The sequence below is a fragment of the Streptomyces sp. NPDC001668 genome (genome assembly GCF_042893155.1).
Lineage (GTDB): Bacteria > Actinomycetota > Actinomycetes > Streptomycetales > Streptomycetaceae > Streptomyces.
This window is the reverse complement of record NZ_JBIAUQ010000030.1, coordinates 1-10,952: the sequence shown is the minus strand read 5'-3', so window position 1 is coordinate 10,952 and position 10,952 is coordinate 1. Positions and strand designations below refer to the sequence as shown.

Sequence of the window (10,952 nt, the reverse complement as noted above, 5' to 3'; positions counted from 1 at the left end):
GGGCTCTGCCCACACCCGGCCACCAGTCCCAGAGGGGCCGGGGCACCGCCGACGACTGCGGGCCCGTGGGTGGATCGGTGGCGGGTCGCGGGGGGTTCCTCCGGCCTGACCGGCACCGGAGGTCAGCACACCGCCCGCCGGGGCATCCAGGCCAAGCCGCGCAAGCGCGGTCGCCTACGGCGAGCCTGGACACCCCGACGACCGGCGCGCTCAGGCTGCGCCTGCCGCCCAGACCGGAGGAACCCCCCGCTCAGGCCGCCCCCTGGCGCAGGGCGCCCAGGCCGGCGGACCTACTCGCCGTTGGCGGACTTGCCGGTCCCGTCACCCGGGGACTGCTGGTCCGGGCCCGGCCCGTAGGCATCGAATGCGCGCAGCCACCCTTTCGGGTCGAGGCCCTCCCGCACGCCGTTCGGTATGGCCGGAGCCGGGCGAGGACGGCGGGGCGCGGCGCCCGGAGGCACGACCACCCCCACCGCCGGCGGATCCGGCTCGGCCGCCGGAGCCGGAATCACCGGGGCAGCCTGCACAGACACCGATTCGTCACGTGACGAATCCCGGGGCCTCTCCGATTCGTCACGTGACGAATCCCGGACCGGTGGCGATTCGTCACGTGACGAATCCAGACCGATCCGGCGGCGGTACGCGAGCAGGTCCTCGAACTCCTGCCGGGTGCGGCGCGCTTCATACGCCCGCTGCCGGCAGGACTGGCGGCAATACCGCGGCTTCCGCCCCGTGGGCTTAGGCGGCTGGAACGGCTCACCGCACCAGTCGCATCGCAGCTGTCTCTGATCTTCCATGGCTGCACCGTACCGATTCGTCACGTGACGAATCCGGAGGCACCCAGGTATCTCGCGATACGGGTCAGTCGTCGTCCAGCCAGTACTCGTAGATGCAGTCCGCCGTGCAGTCGGAGCACAGGCAGTCGCCCGGGTGGCTCCTCTGCCGGTACTCGTGCTCGTGCCGTTCGGACTCGCTCTCGCTCATGACCGGCCCAACGACGGGCCAGCCAGAGGGTCATCGGAGAGGCCCGGTTTGGGGGCGCGGGGCTGCACCGGGGCACGAGGGCCTGGCGGCCCTCAGCGCCCCTCTGCAGCCCCGCTGAGGCGGTGGACCGAGTGCGGGTCGGGGAGGCTCTGGACTGCCGCCTACGGGGCCCTGACAGCCCGGGCGGAGTCCAGAGAGCGAGCTGTGCCCCAACGCTTCGCTTATGGGGCGCTCGCCCGCCACTCCCTTCGGTCGCAGCGGGACGGGCGCGGCCCCCTGCGGGGCCGACGCCGGGGCCGGCGGCCCGGCCCCTCCGGGCCGGTCCCCGGGCCCGCCCGGCGCCCCGCCGGATCGGGCAGGCTGGTGATCACAGATCACCAGCGGGGGAGGAGAGCGGAGATGGTGCGGGGGATCCCGGGACAGAAGCGGAGCCACTGCGTCTCGGTGCGGGTCACGCCCGAGGAGCTGGAGACGTGGCGCGCCGCCCAGGCCGCCACCGGCCGGCGGGAACTTGGTGCGTGGGTCCGGGCGGTGGTGACGGAGTCGCTGACCGGCCGACCCGGAGTGCCCGGGGACGTGCCGACCGTGCCCCTGGTCAACGCCGCGAGCTACGGGCAGTTGGTGCAGGCCGCGAACAACCTCAACCAGTTGACGCGCTACGCCCACCAGACTGGCGAGCTGCACGCCGACATCCAGGCCGCCATCGCGGAGGTAGGCCGGGCCGCCCTGGCGGTGCGCGGACTCGGTCCGGACCGCGCGACCCCGGAGGACGACGAGCACCAGGCCGTCACGGACGTCCGATGATCGCGAAGATCACGAGGGGGGCCCGCGCCGGCGGAGCCCTCCGCTACGACATGGGCCGGGGGCGCCGCGACGAACACGTCAACCCTCGGGTTCTCGGCGGGTCGGTGCCGGGCACTCCGCAGCAGATCGCGCGGATCATGGACCGGCACAACAGGCAACGGCCCGACATCAGCAAGCCGATCTGGCGCGCGAGCCTCTCACTGCCCGACGAGGACGGCGTCCTCAGTGACGAGCAGTGGGCCGAGATCGCAGAGCAATACGTCGGCCGGATGTGGGGGCCGGACGTGCCCTGGACCGTGATCCGTCACGGTGACGACCACGTCCACATCACCGTCAGCAGGATCAGGTGGTCAGGCGAGGTCGCCCGCGACTCGTATGACTGGACACGCTCCCGCCCGATCGTCCGGGCCCTGGAGCGCGAGCACGGACTCATCAACGCCGAGGAGCGCAGCGACCGCGTCGCACCGCAGGTGTCGGGGCCCGAGCGCGCCGCCGCCCAGCGGCGCGGAGCCAAGCAGCCCGAACGCGAGCAGCTGCGCGACCTCATCCGCGCCGCCCGGGACGCGTCCGCCGGCGCCGGGAGGCTGGCCTTCGAGCAGGCGCTCACCGAGGCCGGGGTGAGCTACCGCGCGAACACCGGCCAGGGCGGGAGGATGGCGGGCTATTCGTTCAGCCTGCCCGGGTGGACCGACGCCGAGGGCGGCCAGGTCTGGACGTCCGCCTCGAAGGTCAGCCGTGACCTGAGCTGGGCCAAGCTCGACTCCGTACTCGGCCGCCCTGATCCTCGGATCGCGTACGCGCTGCCTGCCCAGCCCAGGCAAGAGCAGGCGCCAACTGCCGAGGAGATCTTGACCAGCGCGCCCGAAGAGGTTCGGTTCCTCATCGGGGTGGACCTGCGGCGAGCCGCCGCCGCCCGAGCACGAAGCACCACCGTGCCCCGTCGCAGCAAGCGCCTCCGGTCACCGGGGTCCGCCGGCCTCCCGCCCCAGCAGCTTCCACCTCAGGGCCCCGAGCGGGAGTCCGGGCTCGGCCGGTAGGAAGATGCGGGCATGAGCACTCCCCGTCGCGCGCTCGGCACCGGCCCGGCAACGAGCACCAGGACCACGCCGACATCCCCGAGTCCACGCCGCCTCGCTGCGGAGCGCATCGGGGACGAGCACCAGGCCGTCGAGGATGAGCACCAGGAGGTGAGCCGTCCCACCGGCCGCCGACCCCTGGGCGAGCGGGGCCAGTAGGGGTGGCGTCACCGGTGACGCCACCCCTCCCAGTCAGTTCGTGGCGACAGTCTCAGCCTTCCTCTGCGCAGCGATGAGCTTGCGGAAGAAGTCGGCGTGCAGGGCTTCGGCGGCAGAGGACGGCGCGTCAGCGGGAAGGGCCTTGAGCCCGTCGGCCAGCTCGCCGCGCAGCCGGAGCACCAGGGCCTCGGCCCGTCGCTTGGCCGCCTTGCTCTGGAGGCGTTCGAGCATCGCGGCCTGGACGTCGGCCAGCTCCTCCGCCGTGGCGACGCGGACGTGATCGGCGCGGCCTCCGAGGCTGCCGACCATGTCGCCCACCGAGTCGTAGAGCTCACCCACCACCACGGCCTCCATCTGCTTCTCGGTGTCGGTCCGCTCGACCGTGCTGTACGCGTCGCCGGTCATCACCACGCCGCCCGTCAGCGGCTCCTTGGCAGCGCCCGCGTACACGAACTCAAGGTCGCCCTCCTCGGAGTCGTCGCCCACGAGGTGGACGTGCCCGCGCAGGCCGCGCGTCCACTCGATCGCGCGGCGTCCGGCGAACGCGTCCTCGTACTCCGCCCACCAGACGCGGAGCTGTTCGGGCTTGCCGTAGCCCTCCGCCTTGCGCGGGTCGGTGCCTTGCACCTCGATGTCCCAGAGCCGGTAGAGGATCTGGAAGGGCGTCATGGACTTCCGGCCCCGGCCGGTCTTGGAGTCGGCCCGCACGGTCTCCATCGCAGCAGCCCCGGCCGCGTCGAGGTCAGCGGCCACCGAGTCGGCCGGCGGCTTCCCGTCCTGGACCTTGGTCAGGTACTCGATCAGGGCCGCGTCGTCAGCGGACCGCACGATCTTCACCATGACGCCGTGGCCCTTGCCCCGGCACTTGCAGTCGCGGATCTCGCAGTCCGTGGACGGCTCGAAGGCCGGGTCCATCTTGCGCAGGGTGGCCGCCCAGAAGTCGCGAAGCCAGTCCTCCCACGCCTCCAGGTTCTCGTCCGTGGGCGCAAAGTAGCCGGTCACCGTGCCCTTGGCCGGGGTGCCGTCGAGGGTGCCCCCGAGGAAGACCAGCAGGTTCATGTGCGGGTGGTAGCCGTTCTCCTGGGACCGCGTGACCTCGGAGGCCCGCACCATCCCGGCGTAGCCGATCCGGTGCCGGATGCCCGGCACGGCCGGGCGGACGGAGTGGCCGAAGCTGCCGTCCTTGCGCTCCCACCAGGAGACCGCCTCGGGGCGGCCGTAGAACGCGGGGTCGGTCAACATCCGCTGGTAGGCGCCGGGTACCCGCCGGGGCTTGCCCGACCGGTCGAGCACCGGTTCCCCGCGCGCGTCGAGCTTGGGCTCCCCCCACAGCGCGGCCGTCAGCCGGGTCAGCTCCGTGGTCCGGTTGTGTCGGGCCGTGAGCACCACCACGGCGAGGATGCCGCCCTGGGCGATCCAGCGCAGGGCGCCGGTCTTCAGCTCCTCGGTGCGGCCCCGGCGGATCGAGGCGGAGCACTCCGGGCAGAACCAGATCCGCCCGCACCGCACCAGGCCGATCGTCACGGCGTACCCGCGCGACGAGCGGGCGACGATCACGCCGGTCTCCGGGTCGAGGATGCGGACGCCGCACCCCTGGCAGGCGTCGATCTTCGACATCCGGTTGAGCACCTTCCGGCCCTGCCACCGCCGGATCGCGGCGCGCGCCGCTTTCTGTTCGGGGGAGTCCGAGGGGACGGAGCGGCCCTCAGACTCCCCCGAGCCACGCTCCGGACGTTCTTGCAGGTCAGAGGCGGTCTGGCCGCTCTTGGAAAACTCTGTCAACCCTTTACCTAGTTGGCCACCTCCGGTGGCCTGTTTCCGCAGGTCAGAGGCCGTTTTCCGGGGGGTAGAAGCGTCCGCCGCTCGCTTGCGGCAGTTCGAGCCGCAGAAGACCTGCGCGGCGCGGCTGCGGGTGAACCGCTTCCCGCAGTTCTTGCACCGGGTCCGGCCCCGTACGGGGGACGCGGAGGCCCCGGTACGCGACGCGTCCGAAGACGAGGTCGCGGCCGGGGCCGGAAGTCCTGCATCATGGGAGAGCACTACGTGAGCACCAATCCTGGTCCGTGAGAAAGCCTGGGGTTGCTGGTGTTCGCAGGGGGCCCGGAGGTGAGATGCCGGGCCCCCATTGCGTTGTCTGGGGCGAGCCTGCCATATGTGGCGGTTAGTCAGGCGGCGGGCACCAGCGGGCCTATGGGTCAGATGGGATTTCGAGGGCCGAAGAGAGCCCCCCACCGGTCGGTGGGGGGCTCTCGCGCGTCACACCCCGTCGGCGTCGGGGGTGCCGGTGTGGCCGTAGCCGAAGGAGATCACGCGGATCACCGGGGTCGGGGTGCTCATGCGCTGACTCCTTCAAGGACGGTCTGTCCGGGCACCTGCTCAAGCTCGCGATAGCGGGCGGCGATCCAGCCGGTGGACCAGCCCGTGAGCGCGGCGGTAGCCCGCTGTGAGCGGCCCTCCTTAACCGCCTCCGCGACCGTCGCGCGGGCGTCGGCCTCGCTCATCTTCTTGGTGGCCGGCGCCTTTTGAGCGGTGTTGTGAGCGGGCGTGCTCACCGTGGTGCTCACGGTCGGGCGGGGGGTGCTCACGGCAGCGCTCACGGGCGCCCCGGTACGCCGTGCCTCAGCCGCCTTCCGGTCCCGCTCGGCCTTCTGCGCAGCCTCACGGGCGGTGCGCTCACGGTCGAGGCGGGCCTCCTCCTCACGGCGGAGCCGTGCCTCGTGCTCCTGCTGCTGCCGCAGCTCTTCGGCGCGGGCGCGGCGGGCGGCGTCCTCGCGGGCGGCGGCCCGGTCCTCCCGCTCACGCTCCATCTGGGCTTCGTGGTCGCGCTGCTGCTGGGCGAGGAGGGCGGCGTGCTCACGCTCGCGCTCACGGTCGAGGCGGTCCTGCTCACGGCGCCGCTCATCGGCAAGCCGAGCACGCTCACGCTCGGCCTCCTGAGCGTCGCGTACGGCCTGCCGCTCGGCCCGCTCACGCTCTTCACGCTCGCGCCGCTCACGGGCGACGCGCTCACGCTCGGCGGCCCGCTCACCCTCGATCCTGCTCACGGCTGAGGCGATGGCGCGGCGCCACTTGAGCGACGCCTCGGCGGTGACGATGAGCAGGACCGGCGCCACCGAGTGCACGCCCACGCCGACCCAGTCGCCCGTGAGCATCGAGTCGCCCACGTTGAGGAGCAGGGTCATAAGGCCGGTGAGCCAGCGCAGGGCGAGAGGCCAGGCGCCGGCGTCTCCGTCGAGGCGGGCCACGATCGTGTCCACGCGGACCACGATGATCACGGCGGCGTCCACAACGAGCGGGAGGATGGGCGCGGTCCAGGCCCAGCCGTCCGGGGTGACCCGCTGCACAAGCGGGGTGACCGTGAGGACGCTGAAGAGCACAGCCCCCGCGACGATCACCCACGTCAGCTTCAGGGTGCGGTCGGCAGCATCGACCTGGGCTTGGGTGTCGAGCTTCACCGGCGACCACCGCCCTTGACCGTCTGCGTGATCGTCTGGGTGATCGTCTGCGTGACCTCCAGGCCGCCGCCGTCCTTGCCCGACCGGCGGCCAAGGAGCGCGGCGACCAGGAGCCCACCGAGGATCAGCATGGGCGCGGCGGCGGTGATCCCGGCCGCGACGGCGGCGGCCCCGGTGGCGAGGAGGTCGAGGGCGTACCCGAGGAGGAGTCCGCCGGCGCCGATGCCGACGGCGGCCACGGCGGTGCCGACGGCCCACCGGGGGACGATCGGGCCCGTCTTCTCCGGCGCGGCCGGGACGGCGGGGGCGGTCTGGGCGACGGTGGCCTCCAGGGCGCCCTGGCGGCGGGCCAGCTCCAGGAGGGCGGCCACGTCGAGGACAGGCTGAGCCGCAGGAGTCGCCGCGGTGGGTTCGGCGCCGGCGGGGGAGTCCGGCAGCAGCGCGGCGAGGAGGTCGGCGTCGCTGACCGGACGAGCGGGCGGATACTGGTGGTTGGCGTTCACGGGTACCTCCGTGGGCGTCGGGGCCGCCCCGGTCGCTCGGGGCGGCTCACTGCGTTTCGGGTGTCAGACCCAGGTGTCAGAGCAGGTGTCAGGCGGGGTGTCAGCGGGTCTGACACCCCCGTCTGCCTAGGGGAATGGGTGTCAGGGCCCGCTGACGCGTCAGGCGGTGTCAGGCGTTGGCGAGGGCGGGCACGATCCGGTACCGGCCGCCCTTCGAGGTGGTGGCGAGGCGCCCTTCGGCGAGGAAGTCCTGGAACTGACCGGAGACCCAAGCTCGACTGCGGCCGAACTCCTCCGCCCGCTCCATGACCTCCTTCGGGCCGATGACCACCACGCCGTCCCGCTCGAAGTCCGCGAGGATCGCCTCCAGGGCGGCCCGGGCCTGCTCCGGGGTGAAGTCGGGGGCGTCGGACTCGGGGGCGAAGACGAGGTTCTCGGCCCCGGCCGGGACCGGCTCCAGCTCCTGCGTAGGGTCGATGTCGCGGTCCTCGTCATCCAGTCGGGACAGCTCCACGTCGTCCTGCTCCTGGTCCTCGGTCCCGGCCGGCACCGAGGCGGTGGCGGTCGAGCCCTTGCGGACGGTGAACGCCTTGCCGACCACGCCGGTGATGGCGGCCGTGGTGACCGGGTCGAGTTCGGCGCCGTTGCGCTCGGCCCACGACGCGAGGACCTCCATGGTGGAGATGGACTCGTACGAGAACCGCTTCGTCCGGGCAGGGACCGGGTGACGGTCGGCGGGGACGCCGGTGGTCTCCAGGTAGCAGTAGCCGGGCCGCTTGTTGCCCCACGCGCCCGGGTTGGCACCCGCGTCGAGGACCGCGTCGGAGAGCGTGAACCCGGCGTCGCGCTCGTCGCAGCCGAAAGTGAGGCGGGAGGGCAGGGACGCGCGGGTGGTGGTGGACATCTGGTCGTGGCTGGCCCGCTGCATCGACAGGACGAAGGAGATACCGGCCGCGCGGGCAAGCTGGGCAATCTCGGTGAAGCCCTCGTCGCCCATGTACCGGATCGATGCCGCGCCCTCCTCGAACCAGCCGACCATGTACGGCATGCCGGGGCAGCCGCAGGCGCCGGACGGCTTGCAGGAGTGCTTGGGGTCGGTCTGCTGCTGCGCGGCCGCGCGCTCCCACTGCCGGTAGCCGTGCTGGCCGAGCCAGCGGGTGCGAGCCGGGATCGCGGCCCGCAGGCCCTCAACCATGGCCTCGGTCGGGGCGCCGCCCTCAACCGCCCAGTCGATGCCGGGGAGCAGCGGGCGGAAGTCCTGGAACGACTTGGGGTCGGAGAGCATCACCACGACGTCGGTGCGCGACAGGATCTCGGTCAGGACGTTCAGCGCGCCGTCGCCCTTGCCCGAGCCGGTCATGCCGGTGATCAGGATGTGGGTGGAGTTGCGGTCCTCCTCCGGGTCGCCGGGGAGCCAGAACATCAGCGGCGAGCCGTCGTCGTAGCGGCCGATGACGAGCGGGTCCGCGATCGAGCCGCCCGGCAGGGACGGGCCGTCCCAATCGACGGTCTCGGTCAGCATGTCCTTCGGGACGATCACCAGGGAACCGCGCCGGGCCGAGTCGGGGTCGGGCTGGTAACGGATCGCGGTGGCCGGGAGGTCGAGGGCGGACGCGATGTTGAGCAGCGCCTTGGTGACGTCGTCGTTGCTCTGCGCGCCAGGCTCCAGCGCGAGCTTGGCGGTGACCTTGTTGGGCTCCACCGTGGTCTTGCCGATCAGTGCCTTGGCCAGGCCGACCTTCTCCATCAGGCCGCCATCGGACGCGGTGGCCCGGGCGCCGTCGGGGTCACGGCGCATCGTCTGCCGGATGTTCCACGACAGAGCCACGACCACGCCGCCGACGACGAACGGGACCGTGCTCGGGCCGAAGGCGACCGCGTGCGTGGTCCAGGCCGACGCGGCCGCCACGGTGATGGCGGAGTGAATCCGGCGCTCGCGACCGGTGCTCTTGGCGGCCCACCAGGTCGCGCCGGTCAGCGCGACGGAGCCGAGAGTCAGGCCGATGCCCATGCCCGCGTCGCCCGCCCACACCGCGTGCCCGATCGTGCTGGCCACGCCGACGCCGCCGACGCCGAGCCACGGCGGCAGGTACGGCTTCGCACGGTGGAGCAGGTAGCCCTTGATGCCCTTGCCGTCCGAGGCCCCCTGGAGCTGGTCCTCGTGCTGCTTCTCGATGTCTTTGCCGGTCATGACGGGATCTCCTCTCTGGGGGTCAGTACGAGAACGGGCGGGACTGGCCGCCGCGCTGGCCCGGCTGGGGGCGGGCAGAGATGACGTCGGCGTACTCGCGCTGGAACGCGGCCCAGGTGGCGGCCGACAGCGAGGCGACGTCGGCCAGCGCGTCGGCCGCCTTCTTGAGCTTCCGGGCGACCTTGCGGGCGCGGAGCTTGTGCTGGATGACGTTGTCGCCGGGCAGACCGCTCGCCTGCCCAAGGGCGGCCTGCAAGATCTCGGCGCCGACGTGGACCTCGATGGACGCGTGGACTGCGAAGGCCCGCAGCGCGTTGCAGTACTCGCGGAGTTCGGCGGCGGACCGGAAGTCCGGGTCCGGCAGCCAGGAGTTGCGGCCGGCCCCGCTCTGCCCGGCCCCTCCCCTCTGGCCTCCACCGTTGGAGGTGGTCGTGCGGTTCGCGTTGATGTTCAGCGTCGGGCCTCCGAAGTGGACGCCGCCACCGTTCTTAACCCGGCCGTTCTTCGCCTGCGAGCCGTTGGCCCCCGACTGAGGGGGCACGTTCGTTGTTGCCATGCTGATGTCGCCTCCGCGTGGTCGTGTCGCTCGGGGGCGGGCCCGTCCGGGGTGCACCGGGCGGGCCCTTTGCCGTGCTGAGCACCGGTGAATCGGTGCCAACGACTCGAAGGTAGAGGCTTCATGACGATGCGTCAAGACGGTTCGTATGAGCCTTGACGAGTGTCAAGACAGTCGGCAGTCTTGCTTGACAGAGCTAGCCTGTAGTTCAGGCACCCGATCCGCAGGAGGAGAGACCCGTGCAGACACACGAGATCGTTGGGGAGATCCGCAGGGCGATCGAGGCCGGGGAGATCCGGTACCGGGAGCGGCTCCCCGCCGTCCGGGAGGCAGCCGCGCGGTACGAGGCGTCCCAGCAGACAGTGGCCGCCGCGTACGCGACGCTGGCAGCTCTGGGATTGGTCAGCACCAAGCCCGGCAGCGGCACCACCGTGGCCGTAGGCAAGAAGGCCGACGCCCACCTGGGCACGTTCTCACCGCCGGATCTCGCCTCCGCCGAGGCATGGCGGCCTGCGGACGACGGCGGACAGGCCAGCGAAGAGACCACGCTGGTCCGGCAGATCAGTGCCACGAAGGAAATGGAATCCTGGGGCATCCCGGAGGGATCTCCCGTCGTGGAGCGGACCAGGATCAGGTCAGTGGACGGCGTGCCGGTACAGCACAAGCTGACCGTGATCCCCTACGACCTCGCAGCCCGGCGGCCCGAGGGTTACGACGGGGTACCGCCCATGCTCGCGCCGGTCGGCGCCCCTCCGACGTCCAAGCCGAAGGAAATCCGCATGGCAGACTGGCTCGGCTGGGACGTCGCCGTGACCAGGGCAGCGATCACCGCAGAGCCCATGAGCCCCGCCGCCACCGAGGCACTCGGAGTCCCTGAGGGCTCACCCGGGTTCAGGGTCCTTAACCTCACCCAGGACTCCGACGGCGGAATCGTCTACGCGACGGTGACGACCGCCCCGCTCCACCACCGCGTGACGCTCGACATCATCGGCTGACCCAGCCTCACGACACACCGAGGGCCCCCGCTGAGGGAAACAGCGGGGGCCCTCATCTGCTCCAGGATCCCTGAAACGGCCCCACAGGGCCGCGTATCGCCCTCGCTGCCGCCGTCTGCGGGTCACCGATACGCGGGCTCTGCCCACACCCGGCCACCAGTCCCAGAGGGGCCGGGGCACCGCCGACGACTGCGGGCCCGTGGGTGGATCGGTGGCGGGTCGCGGGGGG

Annotated in this window: 10 protein-coding genes; 4 read left to right on the top strand and 6 right to left on the bottom strand. The window is 72.1% G+C overall.

Features of this window, described 5'->3' with window-relative positions:
• Positions 1–861: 861 nt before the first annotated feature.
• Entirely contained in the window at positions 862–984 is a 123-nt protein-coding gene (locus ACFYZ8_RS44690) for a hypothetical protein (RefSeq protein WP_355973326.1), read from the bottom strand.
• A 399-nt stretch (positions 985–1,383) separates the two neighbouring features.
• Here ACFYZ8_RS44690 and mobC point away from each other — a divergent pair, with 399 nt between their 5' ends.
• Genes mobC through ACFYZ8_RS44675 form a run of 3 tightly spaced genes read left to right on the top strand, consistent with a single transcriptional unit; the run spans position 1,384 to position 3,023 of the window.
• Positions 1,384–1,788 (top strand): plasmid mobilization relaxosome protein MobC, encoded by a 405-nt coding sequence (mobC, locus tag ACFYZ8_RS44685; protein ID WP_355973327.1) that lies wholly within the window; start codon positions 1,384–1,386, stop codon positions 1,786–1,788.
• Positions 1,785–2,825 carry a relaxase/mobilization nuclease domain-containing protein gene (locus ACFYZ8_RS44680; protein ID WP_355973330.1) on the top strand — a complete coding sequence of 347 codons (1,041 nt, stop codon included), beginning with the start codon at positions 1,785–1,787 and terminating at the stop codon, positions 2,823–2,825. Before mobC ends, ACFYZ8_RS44680 begins: the two co-directional genes overlap by 4 nt.
• Before the next feature lie 12 nt (positions 2,826–2,837).
• Positions 2,838–3,023: a hypothetical protein gene (locus ACFYZ8_RS44675; protein ID WP_355973331.1), complete on the top strand. Its 186-nt coding sequence runs from the start codon at positions 2,838–2,840 to the stop codon at positions 3,021–3,023.
• A gap of 33 nt (positions 3,024–3,056) precedes the next feature.
• Here the strand turns inward: ACFYZ8_RS44675 and ACFYZ8_RS44670 are convergent, their stop codons facing one another.
• From ACFYZ8_RS44670 to traA, 5 genes are all read right to left on the bottom strand, one after another.
• Positions 3,057–4,640, bottom strand: a complete 1,584-nt coding sequence (locus tag ACFYZ8_RS44670) for a replication protein (RefSeq protein WP_355973332.1) — start codon at positions 4,638–4,640, stop codon at positions 3,057–3,059.
• A 716-nt stretch (positions 4,641–5,356) separates the two neighbouring features.
• A complete protein-coding gene (locus ACFYZ8_RS44665) occupies positions 5,357–6,478 on the bottom strand; it encodes a DUF2637 domain-containing protein (RefSeq protein WP_355972045.1) in 1,122 nt (373 codons plus the stop codon).
• Positions 6,475–6,981, bottom strand: coding sequence for a hypothetical protein (locus ACFYZ8_RS44660; RefSeq protein WP_355972047.1), 507 nt, complete (start codon positions 6,979–6,981; stop codon positions 6,475–6,477). The genes ACFYZ8_RS44665 and ACFYZ8_RS44660 overlap by 4 nt, the downstream gene beginning before the upstream one ends.
• Positions 6,982–7,150: 169 nt before the next feature.
• Positions 7,151–9,172 (bottom strand): plasmid transfer protein TraB, encoded by a 2,022-nt coding sequence (gene traB / locus ACFYZ8_RS44655; protein ID WP_355972050.1) that lies wholly within the window; start codon positions 9,170–9,172, stop codon positions 7,151–7,153.
• A gap of 22 nt (positions 9,173–9,194) precedes the next feature.
• Positions 9,195–9,728: a plasmid transfer protein TraA gene (traA, locus tag ACFYZ8_RS44650; RefSeq protein WP_355972051.1), complete on the bottom strand. Its 534-nt coding sequence runs from the start codon at positions 9,726–9,728 to the stop codon at positions 9,195–9,197.
• Between the two features lie 239 nt (positions 9,729–9,967).
• Between traA and ACFYZ8_RS44645 the strand changes: the two genes are divergently transcribed.
• The gene (locus ACFYZ8_RS44645) at positions 9,968–10,723 is read left to right on the top strand and encodes a UTRA domain-containing protein (RefSeq protein WP_389050842.1); all 756 of its coding nucleotides are present in this window, start codon (positions 9,968–9,970) and stop codon (positions 10,721–10,723) included.
• Positions 10,724–10,952: the final 229 nt, after the last annotated feature.

Excerpts from the sequence above, each read along its gene's own strand:
- ACFYZ8_RS44690 (WP_355973326.1), bottom strand. The coding sequence starts at position 984 with ATGAGCGAGAGCGAGTCCGAACGGCACGAGCACGAGTACCGGCAGAGG.
- mobC (WP_355973327.1), top strand. The coding sequence starts at position 1,384 with ATGGTGCGGGGGATCCCGGGACAGAAGCGGAGCCACTGCGTCTCGGTG.
- ACFYZ8_RS44680 (WP_355973330.1), top strand. The coding sequence starts at position 1,785 with ATGATCGCGAAGATCACGAGGGGGGCCCGCGCCGGCGGAGCCCTCCGC.
- ACFYZ8_RS44675 (WP_355973331.1), top strand. The coding sequence starts at position 2,838 with ATGAGCACTCCCCGTCGCGCGCTCGGCACCGGCCCGGCAACGAGCACC.
- ACFYZ8_RS44670 (WP_355973332.1), bottom strand. The coding sequence starts at position 4,640 with ATGTCGAAGATCGACGCCTGCCAGGGGTGCGGCGTCCGCATCCTCGAC.
- traB (WP_355972050.1), bottom strand. The coding sequence starts at position 9,172 with ATGACCGGCAAAGACATCGAGAAGCAGCACGAGGACCAGCTCCAGGGG.
- traA (WP_355972051.1), bottom strand. The coding sequence starts at position 9,728 with ATGGCAACAACGAACGTGCCCCCTCAGTCGGGGGCCAACGGCTCGCAG.